Here is a 17921-nt window from a genome sequence, read left to right as displayed (position 1 = left end):
CTTCTCTTTCAGACGCACCGCTTCTTCCACGGCGATTTCGCAGAAGGGGTTCATCGACATTTTGACGTTGGCCAGGTCAACGCCGGAGTTGTCCGCTTTGACGCGAACCTTGACGTTGTAGTCGACCACGCGCTTGACAGCGACTAGGACTTTCATGGGATTTCTCCGAAAAAGCAGGGCCGAAGCCCGGGTTCCACAGGGAAGCAGGACGGCTGCAACGGCGGGAGGCTGAAGCAACTGCGCTTGAGTACTCAGAAGCAGCGTGCGCCGTGCGACCGAACCGGGACGCACGCACTGGTGGACGACAGCCACCCGCTGCGAAAGCCCGCACACCTTAACTCAAAACCGCCCCTGAAGTGCCCCCCGAGGGGAGTGGGTAGCGTCTGCGGAATGCGCGCGCATAAGGCCGACGCATTGCCAGCGCGGCTCAGGGCTGCGCCGGCGGCTCCAGGGCTGGCAGCTCGTCGAGTTCCGGCAGTGGCGCGGTGCCCCCGCCGAGGCTGCCTTCGATCTGCCCGGAGATGTGATAGACGCCGGCCAGCACCCCGCTGTCGGGGTTGCGCATCAACCCCAGCCATTCCTCATCAAAGGCGGCATTGAGGTTCTTGCGCAGGTGCGCCTCCATTGCCGGCCGGCTGTTCTCGCGGGTGATCGCGCTGACCACCGCCACGCCAAGCGACAGCACGGTGCCGGCCACCCGCCCGAGCACCGAGCCGACCGCGCTGGCCGCGCCGCTGGTGGTCAGCTCGTCGACCAGTTCCTCGCTGGTCTGCTTGGCCACCGAGGAAATCCCAACATCGGTCGACCAGTCGCCGGCGCCGCCCGGTGTCGCGCTGATGCGTTCGATCAGCGCAGCATAGGCCGGCAAACGCTCCAGCGGATCGGCATGCAACAGCTGGTACAGCGAGGCGCGCTGCTCGGCAGAGGCGCCAACTGCAATTGCCGGAATGTCCTTGAGGCGCTGGTCGAATTGCTCGGCAGAGACCCCGTAGCGCGGCGCAATCTCGTCCAGTCGGGCACCCAGCAAGCCGACGTAGAACTGTGTCGTTTGTGCCATGATCGCGTCGGGATCGGTGGTTTTCGCCACCGGCTGCAGCACGCGATCCTGATACTCCTCCTGCAGATAGATAGCCAGGCGGTTGACCGTCGGGTCCTTCTCGCCCTCCGCGCTGAGCTTGTACCAGGCCACCTTCATGCCCAGCCACTGGCGCGTCCAGTAGCTGGAGAACCAGGGAATGAACGCCGAGTCGGTGCGCTGGTAGACCAGGTCCATCCACTGGTTCATCGCTTCGTGCGCGGACTGCTGGGCCGGGGTGATGGCCGCCCGCGAGGCGGCCACGATATCCAGATCGACCTGCTGCCAGGTGCGCGCGGAGACCGGCGCCTCGCTGGCCGGTGGCGAACCGGCGCAGCCGGCCAGCACCAGCAGCAACGCGGCGCTCAGCAGCGCTCGGGCCCAGCGCGCCATGCTCATCAGCTTGGTTCACCCCGCGGACCACGGTGACCCGCGCAGCTCCTCCGGCACCCTGCAGCGCAGCGTACCGCCCCCGCTCCAACGGAACGTCCAATACGTCCGACCCTGGTGCTTTTGAGTATAGGTAGCCAGGCGCCTGGGAAAATTTGGCCGTACCAGCGGCAATATCGCAGTGCTGCCTGGCCGAAATGACCGCGGCAACGCGCTAAACTCCACCCAGGCGCTGCCGCTATAGACTGCAGGCAGTACCTTCCGGCCCTCATCGACTGAAGTGAAATGCTGACTCCTGCGAATCCTGACGATGCCAGCCCGGTGACCTCGATATCCCTCGTGCCTCCGCCCATGGCGGCGGACGAGCGATTCAATGGCCTCGCGCGCCTGGCGCGCCGCCACTTCAACGTCGCCCTCAGCCTGATCATCCGCCTCGATGGCGGCCGCCCAGCAATCGCCGGTTGCGACGGTCTGCCGTTGTCGGAGGCCGCGCGCGCCCTGACGCTCTGCGCCGCGGCGTTGCCCAGCGCCGAGCTGCTGGTGGTCGCCGACACGCGCGGCGACCCGCGCTTTGCCCAGGCCCCGCAGGGCCTCGATGCCCTGCTGCCCTTCTACGCCGCCTGCCCGCTGCTGGCGACAGACGGTACGCCGCTCGGCGCGCTGTGCCTGTTCGACGGCCAGTCGCACCACCTGGACGCCAGCCAGCGCGACTCCCTGCAGGAGCTGGCGATGCAGGCCGCCGCGCTGCTGGTCGGCGATCACGCCTTACTGCACTTGCAGGCGGAGGCCGACATCCTGCGCGACAGCGAGCGACGCCTGGCCCAGGCGATTGCCGGCAGCCTCACCGGCATCTGGGAGCGCAACTTCCAGACCGGCGAGATCATCTATTCCAAGGGCTGGAAAGCCATGCTCGGCTACAGCGAGAACGAGGTCAGCAACCGCATCGAAGACAGCTACCTGCGCGTCCATCCGGATGACCTGGCCTATGTGCAGGCAACCATCCAGGCGCACTTCGATGGGCTGACCGAACGCTACGAGGTGGAGCACCGCATTCGCTGCAAGGACGGGCGCTACAAGTGGATCTGCAGCCGCGGCCAGGTGGTCGGCCGCGACAACGCCGGCAAGCCGCTGCGCATGATCGGCACCACCTCCGACATCAGCGCCACGCGCGCCATGTCGGAAAGCCTGCAGCAGAGCGTCGACCTGATCACCAGCCTGACCAACGAGGTGCCTGGCCTGGTCTTCCAGTACCGCCGGCGGCCCGACGGCGCGGCGTACTTCTCCTATGTCAGCGCCGGCATCCAGGACATCTACGAGGTCCGCGCGGACCAGGTGGCCAACGACACCGCGGCGATCGAGGCGATCATCCACCCGGACGACCTGCCGGCCTATGCGGCGTCGCTCGACTTGTCGGCGCTCAACCTGACCCCCTGGCACCTCGAGTACCGCGTGGTGCTGCCGCGCCAGGGTCTGCGCTGGCGCCAGGGCGATGCCCGCCCGCAGCGCCTGGAGGACGGCAGCACGCTGTGGCACGGTTTCATCACCGACGTCACCGAGCGCAAGCGCATCGAGGCGGAGCTGCAGGAATTCGCCACCATCGACTTCCTCACCCAGCTGCCCAACCGCCGCCATTTCATGGCGCAGATCGACGCCGAGCTGGCGCGTATCCAGCGTGGCACCGACCACTCGGCCGCGGTGCTGATGTGCGACCTCGACCACTTCAAGTCGATCAACGACCAGTGGGGCCACGCGATCGGCGACCTGGCGCTCAAGCATTTCGCCAGCCTGCTGCGCGAGCAGCTGCGCAAGATCGACATCGCCGGGCGGGTCGGCGGCGAAGAATTTGCCGTGGTGCTGGTCGGCGCCGACAGCGCCGAAGCGGTGGCCTTCGCCCAGCGCGTGCAACAGCGCATGGCCGCCTCACCGCTGTTCGACGGCGATCGGCACATCCCGCTGACCATCAGCGTCGGCGTGGCGGTGATGGAGAGCAGTGACGCCAGCGCACTCGCCTCGTTGAGCCGCAGCGACACCGCGCTGTACCGCGCCAAGCAAAACGGCCGCAATCGCATCGAATATCAGCCGCTGAGCGCCGCCCCCGTCGCGCAAGCCTGAACCCTCGTCAATCCCCTCACGGCGTGCCGCTGGCACGCCCGTCCACGCCCTGTGCACCGCTCGGAGCACGCCGATTACCGCTGGTCGCCATTCATCCGCCGGCCTTCAGAAAATATCGCCAACGCCGACTATTCAGACACACACCTCTCACCGGCCAGCGAGTAGCGATCATGTTCAATAAACACCTGAAGGAAGAGTTGGCTGCGCTGCGCGAGGAATGCGCCCGCAACCAGCAGATCAAGGAGTCGCTGTACGAGGAACGTCTGGTGCTCGATCTCGACCCCAGCGGGCGGATCGTGTCGGCCAACGACAACTTCCTCCAGGAACTGGGTTACCGTCGCGATGCGCTGGTCGGCCGCGACGTCAACTCGCTGTTCCCCGCGACCTTCCAGCGCGACCCCAACTACCCGCCGCTGCAGCGCGCGCTGAAGCAGGGCGACCACTACGCCGGTGCATTCCGCATGCTGCGCAGCAACGGCCAGGACGCCTGGCTGCGGGCGATCTGGCAGCCGCTGCGCAACAGCCAGCAGCAGCTCACCGGCTTCACCGTCTGCGCCGTGGACCTGACCAACACCATCGAGACCGCCAAGGAGCACGAAGGCATCATCAGCGCCCTGCTGCGTTCCACCGCGGTGATCGAATTCAACCTCAAGGGCGAGGTGCTGACCGCCAACGAGCGTTTCCTCAGCGCGATGGGCTGCCGCCTCGAGCAGATCAAGGGCAAGCACCACTCCAACTTCTGCGAGCCGGAGGAATCCAACTCCGCCGGCTACCGCGAGTTCTGGGCCAAGCTCAACCGTGGCGAATTCATCGCCGGGCGCTTCAAGCGCATCGACGGCCATGGCCGGGTGATCTGGCTGGAAGCCTCGTACAACCCGGTGCACAACGCGCACAACGAGCTGTACAAGGTGGTCAAGTTCGCCACCGTGATCACCGATCAGGTCAACCAGGAGTCGGCGGTCGCCGAAGCGGCGAACATCGCCTACAGCACCTCGCAGCAGACCGACATGACCGCGCAGAAAGGCGCCGCGGTGGTCAGCCAGACCGTCGAGGTGATGCGGCAGATCACCCGCCAGGTGCAGGAAGCCGCCGAGGGTATCGAGGCGCTGGACAAGCAGTCGGCGCTGATCAGCACCATCATCAAGACCATCAGCGGCATCGCCGATCAGACCAACCTGCTGGCCCTCAACGCGGCGATCGAAGCGGCGCGCGCCGGCGACCAGGGCCGCGGCTTCGCCGTGGTGGCCGACGAAGTGCGCCAGCTGGCCGCCCGCACCAGCCAGGCGGCGGAGGAAATCGTCGATGTGGTGCAGAAGAACCAGAGCCTGGCGCAGGCGGCGGTGAGCAGCATGTCGAGCAGCAAGCAGCAGGCCGAACAGGGCCTCGGCCTGGCCAACCAGGCCGGCGAGGTGATCGTCGAGATTCAGGACGGCGCCCAGCGCGTGGTCAGCGCGGTCGGTCAGTTCGCCAGCCAGCTGAAGAGCTGATCCCCCTGCAACAGCCCGGCCTTGGCGCCGGGCGGTCGCCGGTGTGCCGGTTCAGCCGGCCAGCACCCCGTCGCAGGGGTAATGACCGTCGTTGGCGCGCCTGCCGGGCCGATAGCGGTCGACCCCATCGCGCACCACCAGGCCGCCTGCTTCCAGGCGCCGCAGGGCCTGGCGAATGCTGAGCACCGACAGCGGCGCACCCGCCTCGCTCAGCGCGTCCTGCAGCACATAGATGCCCACCACGTCCTGCTCGGCAGCGATGCGCCACAGCGCCTCGATGATCATCTGCCGCCCCAAACTGTGCCTCAGCCCCGCGTCCTGCAGCAGCCGTCTGGCCTGCGATCGTTCGCCGTGCGGTGCGCGCAGGGTTGCTGTCGCTTCACGCATCGAAATACTCCTTCTCGGCGTCTGAGCATTCACTGCGAATGTCCCTTCATTTACTAAGACGAATGAGCGCAGCAAAACCTGCAGGGTCGGTCAGCAAATGGCGACAGACGGTCATTTCTCGGGACGAAAAAAAGCCCGCCTGAGCGGCGGGCTTATGGGACTGCGACGCGCCGTCAGGCGACGTCCATCAACTTGCTGTAGGCCTGCAGGTGATGGTCGTCATCGCCGAACTGGTGGCTGAGCATCACCAGGCGCTTGGCGTGGTGGCCGAGCACGTATTCCCAGGTCATGCCGATGCCGCCGTGCAGCTGGATGGACTCTTCGGCGATGTAGCGCGCCGCGCGCACGCTGATGAACTTGGCGTTGGCCAGGGTCAGCGAGCGCTCGACGCTGTCCGCCTCGTCAGCCACGCAGGCGGCGAGGATGGCCATCGAGGTGGCCTGCTCCAGCTCGGTGCGCATGTCGACCATGCGGTGCTGCAGGGCCTGGAACTTGCCGATCGGCACGCCGAACTGCTTGCGCGTCTTCAGGTAGTCGAGCGTCAGGTCACAGGCCGCCTGCATGCTGCCCAGCGCCTCGGCGCACTGCGCGGCGATCGCCCGGCCTTGCTGGTAGCGCAGCGCCGGCAGGGCCTGGCCGACTTCGCCGAGCAGCTGCTCGGCGCCGACCAGCACGCCGTCGAGGAACAGGTCGCAGGCCTTCGGACCGTCGACGTTCGGGTAGCTGCGGCGGCTGACGCCGGCGCTGTTCGGGTCGACGAGGAACAGACTGATGCCCGCTTCGTCGCGGTCGGCGCCGCTGGTGCGCGCGCTGACCAGAATCTTGCCGGCGCTGTGCCCGCCGATCACCACCGCCTTGCGCCCGGACAGCTTCCAGCCGCCGGCCACCGCCTCGGCGCGGGTCTGCACGTCGTTCAGGTGGTAGTGGCTCTGCGCTTCCTCGAAGGCCACCGCCAGTTGCAGCTGGGCGCTGGCGACATCAGCGAGCAGCGCCTGCTGCTCGGCGTTGCCGAGCTGTTCGAGCAGGCCTCCGGCGTAGATCACCGAGTGCAGGTAGGGCTCCAGGCACAGGCCGCGGCCCAGCTCGGTCATGATCAGCATGGTTTCCACGCCGCCACCGCCGAAGCCGCCCGCCTCCTCGCCGAACGGTACGGCGGTCAGGCCCAGCTCGCCGAGCTGCGCCCAGAACTCGGCGGAAAAGCCCAGTTCGCTCTTGGCCAGTTTCTCGCGGGTTTCGAAGCTGTAGGCGTCGCGCACCAGACGCGCCGCGGTGTCTTGCAGCATCTGCTGCTCTTCAGTCAGTTTGAAGTCCATGGCGTGTCCCCTTACAGCTCGAGAATCATCTTGGAAACGATGTTCTTCTGAATTTCGTTGGAGCCGCCGAAGATCGACAGCTTGCGCATGTTGAAGTAGTCGCCGGACAGCGACGCGCTGTAGTCGGCGTGCAGCAGCTCACCGGCGAACTGCAGGTCAAGCTCCTCCTCCAGCATCGGCAGCGCGTACGGGCCGATGACCTTGCGCAACAGGTGGGTGATCGCCTGGCGGATCTCGGTGCCCTTGATCTTGAGGATCGAGCTTTCGGTGCCTGGCACCCCGCCGTGGGCCGCTGCGGCGCAGATGCGCAGGGTGGCGATTTCGATGGCGCGCAGCTGCATCTCCACTTCGGCGACCTGGGCGCGGAACAGCGGATCGTCGATCAGCGGCTTGCCGTCGCACAGCTCGGCCCTAGCGACTTTCTTCAGGTGCTTGAGCAGCGCCTTGGAGCCACCGATGCCGGCCAGCCCGGTGCGTTCGTGGGTGAGCAGGTACTTGGCGCAGGTCCAGCCTTCGTTCTCGCGGCCGACCAGGTTTTCCACCGGCACGCGCACGTTGTCGAAGAACACCTCGTTGACCTCATGGTCACCGTCCAGGGTGATGATCGGACGCACGGTGATGCCCGGGGTCTGCATGTCGATCAGCAGGAAGCTGATGCCACGCTGCTGCTGCGCCTCGGGGTCGGTGCGCACCAGGCAGAAGATCCAGTCGGCGTACTGGCCGAGGGTGGTCCAGGTCTTCTGGCCGTTCACCACGTAATGGTCGCCGTCACGCACCGCGCGGGTCTTCAGGCTAGCCAGGTCGGAGCCGGCGCCCGGCTCGGAATAGCCCTGGCACCACCAGTCGGTGCCGTCGAGGATGCGCGGCAGGTAGTGCGCCTTCTGTTCGGGGGTACCGAACTTGATGATCACCGGGGCGACCATGTTGACGCCGAACGGGATGGTCCGCGGCGCACCGAAGGCGGCGCATTCCTCGTCGAAGATGTGCTTCTCCACGGCGCCCCATTCGACCCCGCCCAGCTCTTCTGGCCAACCCACGGCGAACCAGCCGCGCTTGCTGAGAATCTGCTGCCAGCGCTGGTGGTCCTGCTTGGACAGGTGCTTGCCGAGCCGCACTTTGGCGGCGATGTCCGCCGGCAACTCGGCGGTCAGGAACGCACGCACTTCGTCGCGGAAGGCGAGTTCGGCAGGCGTGTAATGAATATCCATGGGGACTCCTCGAACAGTCGGCCGGCCGGCAGCAGGGCCGCGGCCGTTATGAGATCGGTGCCGAGTATCGGCCCGGCGCCGGGGGCAAATCTGTAGTTCGTTAGAACCAATTTGAGTACGGATTTGCCGATCTGTCGTGCGGACCTGTCGCACCAAAGGCTGACTGCGACGACTGGCTAGTCGTGGGCCGACTGCGCGTCGCGCCAGGCGCCGGGGCTGCAGGCGTGCCAACGCACGAAAGCCCGCGCGAAGCTGGACGCGTCGCGGTAACCGGTCTGTTCGGCGATCTCCGCCTGGTTCAGCGCCGGCTCGCGCAGCAGGTCTTCGGCGCGGCAGCGGCGGTGCTCGTCGAGCAGCTCGCCATAGCGCCAGCCCTGGCCAAGCAGGCGCCGGGTCACGGTGCGCGGGGTGATGAAATGGCGGTCGCTGAAGGCCTCCAGGCTGGGGTCCTGGTCGAGATGGGCGACGATGAAATCGCAGACCTGCTGCAGCAGGCTCGGTGGCGCGCTGCCGGTCTGCTGCGCGATCAGCGCGAGCAGGGTGGCGCTGAGCGGCTCGTCGCCGGGATTCAGCTCGCGCTCGTACAAGCTGCGCGGGATGTGCAGCGCGTAGTGCGGCTGCTGCCAGTCCACCGCCAGCCCCCAGGCCGCCGCGTAGCGCTCGGCATGCGCCGGCGCCGGGCGGCCCATGGCCAGGCGCAGCGGCCCGAGGTCCTGGCCGAGCACCAGCAGCTTGCGGCGCAGCAGGCTGCACAGGCCGCTGAGGTGGAAATCGATCATCGCCGGCGGCGCCCGCAGGCGGCCGCAGTCGAGCAGGCGCAGGCGGCAGGCCTCGGCCTCGACGCTCGCTTCGAAACGGAACTGGCCCTGAAAGGCCGGCAGCACCTCGACCAGATGAGCGCAGCAACGCTGCAGCGAAGGCGACACATCGAACAGGTAGCTCAGCGGGTTGAGACGCCGCGACAGCTGACCGCAACCCAGCTGCAGGCCGATCGCCGGCTCGCCGCTGAGCTGCCGCGCCAGGGTCCAGAAGCGCCGGGCGAACAGTTGCGGCACGCCATGCAGGGCGCCGCGCAGCTCCTCCAGCGGGCGCTTGCACGCCGCTTCGAGCGTGGCCGGCGGTACGCCGCGCGCCAACAGTTCGTCCACCGCCAGCATCAGCGTCGGCAGGTAGTAGCTGTTGTCGAGCGGCCGGGCGGCCGCAGGCGGGCGGAAGGCGGTCATGCGTGGCGGGGTCCTCGGGCCGACAGGGGCTGGTCGCCATTATCCCGCCAATTGCCCACCCCGCCGCCACACGGCTCGGGTGGCGCACCTTGAACGGCCCCCGCCTAGGCTGGCCACGCACGTCTCTTCGCGCAGGGTCGAAGCCGCCCCCGGCGCGCCCGAGCGTGGCAAGATAGGCGTCTGCCACACCGCGCCCATGCCATTTCGCGCCTCTTCACCTGCCAACGGTCTGCCATGAACGAACCGACTGCACGCCCCACCGATGCCAGCCACGGCGAACCGATCGCGCGCATCCTGCCGGCCAAGCTGAGCGCCCCGCTCGCCGCGTCGACGCATCTGGCGCGCCACAAGCTGCTCGAGCAGATGCTCGCCGCCGGTCCGGCGCGCCTGGTGCTGATCCGCGCCGCCGCCGGCTTCGGCAAGAGCACCCTGATGCAGCAGTACCACGCGCACTGCCAGGCCCAGGGCCGCGCCACCGTGTGGCTCAATCTGGACGTCGCCGACAACGACCTGCAGCGCTTCATCAGCCACCTCAGCGCCGGCCTCGACCGCGTGCCCGCGGCACCGGCCGCCAACCCGGGCAGCGCGCAGAGCCTCTCCGAGCAGAGCCTCGACCTGCTCGAACGCATCGCCGCGACGGAAACCCCGTTCTCCCTGCTGCTCGACGAGTTCGAGGTGATCCAGAACCCGCAGCTGCTGAACTTCATCCAGCAGCTGGTCGAGGCGCTGCCGCCGTGCGGGCTGATGGTGATCACCTCGCGCAGCACGCCGGACATCGGCCTCGGGCGCATTCGCGCGCGCGGCCGGCTGGTGGAGATCGGCCCCAGCGCGCTGCGCTTCTCGCTCGACGAGGCCACCCAGTTCCTGCGCGACAAGCACGCGCTGCCGCTGCGCGACAACGAGATCGCCACCCTGCACCGCTGCACCGAGGGCTGGGCGGCGGCGATCTTCCTCGCCACCCTGTCGCTGCACGAACGCAGCGACCACGCGGCGTTCGTCGCCTCGTTCTCCGGCTCCAACCTGGAACTCGCCGAGTACCTGGCCGAGGACATCCTCGCCCGCCTGGACGACGGGCATCGCCGCTTCCTCCTGGAAACCAGCGTGCTCGGCCAGTTCTGCGCGCCGCTGTGCGACGCGGTGACCGGCCGCGACGACAGCCAGGCGATGATCGACTACCTGGAGAAGGCCAACCTGTTCGTCTTCCCGCTGGACAACGAGCGCAGCTGGTACCGCTACCACAGCCTGTTCGCCAGCTTCCTCGGCGACGCCCTGCAGCGTCAGCACCCCGGCCGCGCGGTCGAACTGCACCGTGCGGCGGCGCGCTGGTACCTGTCGGTGGATCGCCCGGTACGCGCCATCGAGCACCTGCTGCAGGCCGGCATCAGCGCCGAGGCCGCCGAGCAGATCGCCGCGCACGTCGGCGCGCTGCTCGACGCCGGCCGCTCGCGCCTGCTGCTGCGCTGGCTCGACCAGATTCCGGCCGGCGAACTCAACGGCTACCCCAGCCTGCTCGCCGCCTATGCCTGGACGCTGGTCCTGGCGCGTCGTTTCGCCGACGCCGAAACGGTGCTGCAGCGCCTGGAGGCCGGCGGCGAGCCGCGCTACGCGCTGGAGGCGGAGACCGTGCGCTGCCTGCTGCTGGTGATGACCGAGCAGGTCGAGGAATGCTGCGTGGCCGGTCTGCGCCAGCTCGAACGGTTGCCGGCCGATGAGCTGTTCCAGATCGGCGTGGTGACCAATACCCTGGCCCTCAGCCTGATCGCCACCGAGCGCTACGACGAGGCGCGCAGCCTGCTGTCACGCGCCCTGCTGCGCCAGGACTATCGCCGCTCGGCCTACCTGCGCGGCATGGTCGGCAGCCTGGAAGGCATCATCGACCTGGTCCAGGGCCGCCTCGGCAACGCCCTCGCCCGCCTGCAGACCGCCGCCGAACGGCACTGGGACGACACCGGCGGGGAAAGCCTCGGCGGCCGGCCGACCATCCTGGCGATCCTCGCCCTGGCGCTCTACGAGGCCGACCAACTCGACGAAGCCGAGCAGGCGCTGCTCGACGTGCTGCCCTACACCAGCGACAACAGCACCTCCGACCAGTTGATCGTCAGCCATGTGCTGTTGTCGCGCGTGAGCCTGCAGCGCGGCGAGCGCGACCAGTGGCAACGCTACCTGGCCGAGCTGGAGGCCACCGGCCACCGCATCGGTTCACGCCGCGCGGTGTGCTGCAGCTGGCTGGAGCGCGCGCGGGTGGCCACCGTCGAAGGCCGCCTGGAGGTTGCCGAGCACGCGCTGCGCACGGTCGACGGCATGCGCGACTGGGAACGCCCCGGCCTGTCGCTGTACGGCACCGACGTCGACCTGCCGAGCATCGCCGGCTGGCGCCTGCGCATCGCCCAGGGCGACCATGCCGAAACGGCCGGCGAGCTCGCCGCGGCGCTCGAGCTGGCGCAAGCCAAGCAGCGCCAGCGGCGCGCCCTCAAGCTGCGCCTATTGCACGCCCTGGCGCTGGCCGGGCTGGCGCGTCAGGAAGAGGCTTTCACCGAACTCACCGAGGCGCTGCGCTTCGCCAGCCACGAAGGCTTTCGCCGCACCTTCCTCGAGGAAGGCCCGGCGCTCGCTGCACTGCTGCAGCGCTGGGCCGCCGCGCACCCCGGCAAGCAGGTGCCGAGCGGCATCGAGCCGCGCTTTCTCGCCGAGCTGCTGGGCCAACTGGGCAACCCGGCCGAGGCCGCGCGCGGCACGTCCGGCGAGGCGTCCGGCGCGGAAGCGCAGGACCTGCTCACCAGCCGCGAGGTGCAGGTCATCCGCCTGCTTGCCGAAGGTCATCGCAACCGGGTGATCGCCGAGAAGATGTTCCTCTCGGAGTTCACCGTGAAGTCGCACCTGCGCAACATCAACGCCAAGCTCGGCGCGCAGGGGCGCACCGAAGCGGTGGCGATTGCGCGCAACCTCGGTTTGCTCGACTAGTTGCCGGTTTACTCGCCGGCGGCAGCCAGCAGGCGGCGCGCGCGGTTGAGCACCGGCGCGTCGACCATCTGCCCGTCCACCGAGAAGGCCGCCGCGCCATCGGCGCCGGCGTCGATCACCCGACGCGCCCAGGCCAGTTCCTCGGCACTCGGCGCCAGCGCCGCATGCACCACGGCGACCTGCTTGGGATGGATGCACAGCGCGCCGACCAGGCCCATGTCGCGCGCCCGGCGGGTCGCCGCGGCCAGCCCGGCGTCATCGTTGAAGGCCGGGTAGACACTCTCCAGCGGCGGCTGCAGGTCGTTGCCGCGCGAGTGTACGACCAGCGCGTAGCGCAGCTGATCGAGCATCGCTTCGGCCGCCGCGGTACCGGTGCTGAGGCCGAGGTCGAGGGCGAAATCCAGCGCGCCGTAGCTCAGTCGTTGCACCCCGGCGCAGGCGGCCAGTTCCGGTAGGGCCAACACGCCGAGCGCGCTTTCGATCAGCAGCCACACCGGCTTGCCGCACGACGCCGCGCCATACACCTGGGCGGCACGCTCGGCCTTGGGCAGCAGCACGCCGACCACCCCCGGCTGCTCGCGGCACAGCGCCAGGTCGGCGGCATGCTCGGCATGCCCGGCGGCGTTGATGCGCACCCACACGCGCGCCTCGGGATGCTCGGTGAGGAACATCGCCAGGTTGGTGCGCGCCGCCGCCTTGAGGTCATCCTCGACGGCGTCCTCGAAATCGACGATCACCGCATCGGCGCCGACCGCCAGGGCCTTGGCGAAGCGCTCCGGACGACTGCCGGGCACGAACAGGGCCGAGCGGATGAACTGGGTCATGGCAAATCCTCGCTGATGCGTTAAACCGCGCCGCTGTCGCGCAGGCGCTGGATGGCGGCCGGGGAATGGCCCAGCTCGCCGAGTAGTTGCTCGGTATGCTGACCGAGCGCGGGCACCGCGTCCATGCGCGGGCTGAACGCGGTGTTGCGCGCCGGTGGCAGCATGGCCGGCAGGCGGCCGACCGGGCTGTCGATCTCGCGCCAGCTGTCGCGCGCCTTGAGCTGCGGATGCTGCCAGAGGTCGTGCATGTCGTTGACTTGGGCGTTGCCGATCTGCGCGCGCTCCAGGCGTTCGATGACCTGCGCCGCGCTGAGTCCGGAGAAGCCCTCGACGATCAGCGCGCGCAGCGCGTCGCGGTTGGCCACCCGCAGGCTGGTGGTGGTGAAGCGCGCGTCGTCGTACAGCTCCGGACGCAGCAGCACGCTGGCGCAGAACGCCGCCCATTCGCGCTGGTTCTGCACGGCGAGCATCACCGTGCTGCCGTCACCGACCGGGAACGGCCCGTACGGATAGATGGTCGCGTGCGCGGCGCCGGCCCGCGGTGGCGGCGCGGCGTCTTCGAAGGCGTAGTACATCGGGAAGCTCATCCACTCGGCCATGCTCTCCAGCATCGACACGTCGATGCGGCTGCCCAGCCCGGTTTTCTCGCGCAGCAGCAGCGCCGAGAGGATGCCGCTGTAGGCGTACATGCCGGCGGAGATGTCGGCGATCGAGCAGCCGGCCTTGGCCATCTGGTCGTCACCCGGGCCGCCGGTCACCGAGAGGAAGCCGCTCTCGCTCTGGATCAGCAGGTCGTAGGCTTTCTTGTCCTGGTACGGGCCGCCGTCGCCGTAGCCGGAGATGTCGCACACCACCAGGCGCGGGAAGCGCGCGTGCAGCGCCTCGAACGACAGGCCCATGCGCGCCGCGGCGCCCGGGGCGAGGTTCTGCACCAGCACGTCGGCGCGCTCGAGCAGCTGCTCCAGCACGGCGAAGGCGTTGTCCTGCTTGAGGTCGAGCGCCAGGCTTTCCTTGGAACGGTTGGTCCAGACGAAATGCGAGGACATGCCGCGCACCCGCTCGTCGTAGCCACGCGCGAAATCGCCGACGCCGGGACGCTCGACCTTGATCACCCGTGCGCCGAGGTCGGCCAGCTGGCGGGTGCAGAACGGCGCGGCGATGGCGTGTTCGAGGCTGATCACAGTGATGCCGTCGAGTGGGCGGGGTTGGGTCATGTCAGCTCCAGTTCGATAGCCCGGAGTTCATCCGGGAAATTCGTTGTTTCATCCCGGATGAACTCCGGGCTACAGGTTGGCCAGCGCCAGTATTCGATTACCACGATTTGCCAACGAAACTCAGCCCCTCTCCCTACGCGGGCCGCCCCTCCCTCTCCCGAGGGAAGAGGGGGTTTCCGAAGCCGGCCGGCTTGCACCGCGCTGACCGGCCCACTGACCCAGTCCCCTCTCCCTTTGGGAGAGGGTTAGGGAGAGGGAGCGGAGCCTCAGATCAGCTCGCGCACATCGTCGTTGGCGTGCAGCGCCCACACTTTGGCGATCAGCTCGCCGCCCTGCTCCGCGTCGCGCGCGCCGGAGAACGCCAGCAGGCGCTGGAACTTGTCCTCCAGCTCGGCGCGGCTGAGACCGTTGCCCGGGTCGCCCTTGGGCTCGTCGATCGCCCCGTGGAAACGCCGGCCGCCGACGGTCAGCACTTCGACGCGACCCAGCCAGCGCTGCGGGTAGGCGCCGTCGACCTCGGCGTCGAGAACCATGCTGGTCTTCTCGCGCACTGCAGCGACGCGCGGATCGCTCAGCGCGTGCTGCTCGAACTCGACCAGCCCGGCCTTGCCGTACACGGCGATCAGGCCGAGCACGGTGCCCATGGAGAACTTGCCCTGGTGCACGGTCTGCGGCACCACCACGCGACCGAGCACGTCGATGGCGCCCTGGTGCACGCGGGTGGTGATCTTCGCCAGTTGCTCGTGGTTCAAGCCTTCGCGCTGCATCAGCGCGAGCAGCGCATCGGCTGCCGGGTGGGTGTGGCGGCACGAGGCGTGGAACTTGAACGAGGTCTCGGTCAGCGCCCAGCGGCTGCCGAGGCCGTCGACCAGGCAGGCCGGATTGGCGTCGCGGGACATGCCCGCGGCCAGGCCCTGCTCGCCTTCGAGGATGTTCTGCGCGCCGCTCAGGCCATCGGCGGTCAGGTAGGCGGCGAGCAGGCCGTCGGCCGCCGCCTTGGCGGTGTGCAGCTGCTTGGAGTCGGCCGCATCGCGGAGGAACTCCCACAGCCCGGCGGCCTGGGTGCCGGCACTGCCCAGGCAGTTGACGAACCGCGCGGTGTCGAAGTCGAGCAGCTTGCCGACTGCCACGGCGGCGGCCAGGGTGCCGACCGTCGCGGTGGTGTGGAAGATGCGGTAGTGCGAGCGGCCGAGGAATTCGCCGATGCGGATGCCCGCCTCGTAGCCGGCCACCGCGGCGAGGATCAGCTCGCGGCCGGACTTGCCGAGGTCCTGCGCGGCCGCCAGCGCGGCCGGGAACACCACGGTGGCCGGGTGGAACACCGAGCTGTTGTGCAGGTCGTCCTGTTCGACCAGGTGCGAGCTGGCGGCGTTGACCAGTGCGGCGAAGTACGCCGAGCTGCGCGTGCCGTTGACCAGGACCTGGCAGTTGCCATCGCCCGGACCCATCCGCGCGGCGTAGCGCTCGAACAGCGGAATCGGGTGGCTGCCCTGGCTGGCCAGGGCCGAGCCGAGCCAGTCGAGGAACAGCTCTTCGGTGTAGCTGACCACGCGCGGGGGCAGGTCGTCGTAACGCAGGCCGGCGAGGAACTCCGCTAATGCATGGGTGTTATTCATGTTCTCCTCACTCATCAGTTTCCAAGACCTCGCGGGCTAGCGCAGCAGGTCGCCCCCAATCAGAACGAGCGCGGCAGCTCGAGGATGTGCTCGGCCACGTAGGACAGGATCAGGTTGGTGGAGATCGGCGCCACCTGGTACAGGCGGGTCTCGCGGAACTTGCGCTCGACGTCGTATTCGCAGGCGAAGCCGAAGCCGCCGTGGGTCTGCAGGCAGGCGTTGGCCGCTTCCCAGGAGGCCTTGGCCGCCAGGTACTTGGCCATGTTCGCCGCGGCACCGGCGTTATGCCCGGCGTCGTAGTCCGCGCAGGCCTGCCAGCGCATCAGGTCGGCGGCCTCGACTTCGATGTGCGCCTCGGCGATGGGGAACTGCACGCCCTGGTTCTGGCCGATTGGCCGGCCGAACACCACGCGGTCGCGGGCATAGGCGCTGGCCTTCTCGATGAACCAGCGGCCGTCGCCGATGCACTCGGCGGCGATCAGCGTGCGCTCGGCATTCAGGCCGTCGAGGATGTACTTGAAGCCCTTGCCTTCCTCGCCGATCAGACTGTCGGCGGGAATCTCCAGGTTGTCGAAGAACAGCTCGTTGGTCTCGTGGTTGACCATGTTGGCGATCGGCTGCACGGTCAGGCCGTTGCCGATGGCTTCGCGCAGGTCGACCAGGAAGATCGACATGCCTTCGGACTTCTTCTTCACCTCGGCCAGCGGCGTGGTGCGCGCCAGGAGGATCATCAGGTCGGAGTGCTGGATGCGCGAGATCCACACCTTCTGGCCATTGATCACGTACTTGTCGCCCTGACGCACGGCGGTGGTCTTGATCTTGGTGGTGTCGGTGCCGGTGGTCGGTTCGGTGACGCCCATCGACTGCAGGCGCAGCTCGCCGCTGGCCAGCTTCGGCAGGTAATAGTCCTTCTGCGCCTGGCTGCCGTTTCGCAGCAGGGTGAACATGTTGTACATCTGCCCGTGCACGGTGCCGGAATTGCCGCCGCAGCGGTTGACCTCCTCAAGGATCACCGAGGCTTCGGCCAGGCCCAGGCCGGAGCCGCCGTACTCTTCCGGGATCATCGCCGACAGCCAGCCGGCTTCGGTCATGGCGCTGACGAAGGCCTCGGGGAAGCCCTTCTCGTCGTCGATCTTGCGCCAGTAGGCGGCGTCGAATTCGGCGCACAGGGCGCGTACGCCGTCACGGATGTGCTGGTAGGGGTCGGCAATGGCAGTCATGTCGGAGTCCTCGCGGGCGGCGGGTACGGCCCGCCGGCAAATAGATAGATGGGGTTAGTCGAAGTGCACTTCGCCGATCTGGGCGACCCCGGCAGCATTGCCGGCCCAGACTTCGGCGACGCCCGGGCGGACGATGCGGCCGCTGAGCTGGAAGGGTTGCGGAGCGATCAGCGGGCGCTGGCCGCGGTGGCTGAAGCGCCGCACGCGGGCCTGCGGATGGGCACGGCAGAACGCGCGCAGCATCAGCGTGGCGATCAGCGGGCCGTGCACGACCAGGCCCGGGTAGCCTTCGGTCTCGGTGACGTAGGGCCAGTCGTAATGGATGCGATGGCCGTTGAAGGTCACCGCCGAGTAGCGGAACAGCAGGGTCGGCGTCGGCACCACGGTTTCGTTCCAGTCACCGAGCGCGGCCGGCTCGCCGCCGCCGAGCTTGGGTGGACTCGGCTCGCGGTAGACGATGTCCTGGCGTTCGCGTAGAGCCAGCACGTCGTTCTGGAAGTACTCATGGCGCAGGCTGACGAACAGCAGCGCGCCGCTGCGGCCGTGCTTTTCCTCGATGTTCTCGATGCAGGTGCGGCGCACTGCGGCGCTACCGACTTGCAGCGGAGCGAGGAACTCCACTTCGCTGCCGGCCCACATGCGGTTGCGGTCGTCGGCCGGCGGCAGGAAGCCGCCACGCGCCGGGTGGCCGTCGGCGCCAAGTCCCGCTTCGTCGACCGCCGGCTGAAAGAACGCCCACTGCCACAACGGTGGCAGGGCGCTGCCCACCGCAGGTGCGGCTTCGCTGAAGGTGGCGGCCAGGCGCTGGACCAGCAGGCTGCTCAACTCGTCGTGGGTCTCTTCGGTGCGCCCCAACCAGGCACGGTAATCGCTCATGGCAACTCTCGGTCA

13 protein-coding genes and 1 pseudogene are annotated in these 17921 nt (G+C 68.4%); 3 read left to right on the top strand and 11 right to left on the bottom strand.

The features are described from left to right. Together JQX08_RS13635 and JQX08_RS13630 are read right to left on the bottom strand one after the other, a co-directional pair. Positions 1 to 156: pseudogene (locus tag JQX08_RS13635) on the bottom strand (electron transfer flavoprotein subunit beta/FixA family protein); the annotation flags it as partial. A 271-nt stretch (positions 157 to 427) separates the two neighbouring features. Then, the gene (locus tag JQX08_RS13630) at positions 428 to 1468 is read right to left on the bottom strand and encodes a hypothetical protein (protein ID WP_239482147.1); all 1041 of its coding nucleotides are present in this window, start codon (positions 1466 to 1468) and stop codon (positions 428 to 430) included. Between the two features lie 336 nt (positions 1469 to 1804). On the opposite strand from JQX08_RS13630, the gene JQX08_RS13625 reads away from it, so the two are divergent. Next, positions 1805 to 3577, top strand: coding sequence for a sensor domain-containing diguanylate cyclase (locus JQX08_RS13625; protein WP_346727595.1), 1773 nt, complete (start codon positions 1805 to 1807; stop codon positions 3575 to 3577). A gap of 170 nt (positions 3578 to 3747) precedes the next feature. Beyond that, entirely contained in the window at positions 3748 to 5064 is a 1317-nt protein-coding gene (locus JQX08_RS13620) for a methyl-accepting chemotaxis protein (RefSeq protein ID WP_205348912.1), read from the top strand. A 51-nt stretch (positions 5065 to 5115) separates the two neighbouring features. Here the strand turns inward: JQX08_RS13620 and JQX08_RS13615 are convergent, their stop codons facing one another. The 4 genes from JQX08_RS13615 to JQX08_RS13600 form a co-directional block, all read right to left on the bottom strand. Next, positions 5116 to 5451, bottom strand: coding sequence for a hypothetical protein (locus JQX08_RS13615; RefSeq protein WP_205348911.1), 336 nt, complete (start codon positions 5449 to 5451; stop codon positions 5116 to 5118). A gap of 173 nt (positions 5452 to 5624) precedes the next feature. Continuing rightward, a complete protein-coding gene (locus tag JQX08_RS13610) occupies positions 5625 to 6764 on the bottom strand; it encodes an acyl-CoA dehydrogenase family protein (RefSeq protein ID WP_205348910.1) in 1140 nt (379 codons plus the stop codon). Positions 6765 to 6775: 11 nt separating this feature from the next. Continuing rightward, positions 6776 to 7972: an acyl-CoA dehydrogenase family protein gene (locus JQX08_RS13605; protein ID WP_205348909.1), complete on the bottom strand. Its 1197-nt coding sequence runs from the start codon at positions 7970 to 7972 to the stop codon at positions 6776 to 6778. A gap of 176 nt (positions 7973 to 8148) precedes the next feature. Further along, positions 8149 to 9195 carry an AraC family transcriptional regulator gene (locus JQX08_RS13600; protein ID WP_205348908.1) on the bottom strand — a complete coding sequence of 349 codons (1047 nt, stop codon included), beginning with the start codon at positions 9193 to 9195 and terminating at the stop codon, positions 8149 to 8151. A gap of 234 nt (positions 9196 to 9429) precedes the next feature. On the opposite strand from JQX08_RS13600, the gene JQX08_RS13595 reads away from it, so the two are divergent. After that, complete coding sequence (locus JQX08_RS13595; RefSeq protein WP_205348907.1) at positions 9430 to 12156, top strand: winged helix-turn-helix domain-containing protein; 2727 nt, start codon at positions 9430 to 9432, stop codon at positions 12154 to 12156. 8 nt (positions 12157 to 12164) lie between these two features. On the opposite strand, the gene JQX08_RS13590 is transcribed toward JQX08_RS13595, so the two are convergent. The 5 genes from JQX08_RS13590 to JQX08_RS13570 all read right to left on the bottom strand — a co-directional run bounded on the left by JQX08_RS13590 (position 12165) and on the right by JQX08_RS13570 (position 17906). Next, positions 12165 to 12980 carry an HpcH/HpaI aldolase/citrate lyase family protein gene (locus JQX08_RS13590; protein ID WP_205348906.1) on the bottom strand — a complete coding sequence of 272 codons (816 nt, stop codon included), beginning with the start codon at positions 12978 to 12980 and terminating at the stop codon, positions 12165 to 12167. A 20-nt stretch (positions 12981 to 13000) separates the two neighbouring features. Continuing rightward, positions 13001 to 14194, bottom strand: coding sequence for a CaiB/BaiF CoA transferase family protein (locus JQX08_RS13585; RefSeq protein WP_205348905.1), 1194 nt, complete (start codon positions 14192 to 14194; stop codon positions 13001 to 13003). Positions 14195 to 14460: 266 nt separating this feature from the next. Further along, positions 14461 to 15810 carry an MmgE/PrpD family protein gene (locus JQX08_RS13580; protein ID WP_205348904.1) on the bottom strand — a complete coding sequence of 450 codons (1350 nt, stop codon included), beginning with the start codon at positions 15808 to 15810 and terminating at the stop codon, positions 14461 to 14463. 59 nt (positions 15811 to 15869) lie between these two features. After that, positions 15870 to 17030 (bottom strand): acyl-CoA dehydrogenase family protein, encoded by a 1161-nt coding sequence (locus tag JQX08_RS13575; protein WP_205348903.1) that lies wholly within the window; start codon positions 17028 to 17030, stop codon positions 15870 to 15872. A 54-nt stretch (positions 17031 to 17084) separates the two neighbouring features. Beyond that, positions 17085 to 17906 carry an HTD2 family dehydratase gene (locus JQX08_RS13570; RefSeq protein ID WP_205348902.1) on the bottom strand — a complete coding sequence of 274 codons (822 nt, stop codon included), beginning with the start codon at positions 17904 to 17906 and terminating at the stop codon, positions 17085 to 17087. Positions 17907 to 17921 lie beyond the last annotated feature (15 nt).

The organism is Zestomonas insulae, from assembly GCF_016901015.1.
GTDB classification, from domain to species: domain Bacteria; phylum Pseudomonadota; class Gammaproteobacteria; order Pseudomonadales; family Pseudomonadaceae; genus Aquipseudomonas; species Aquipseudomonas insulae.
This window is presented reverse-complemented; position numbering and strand designations above follow the sequence as displayed.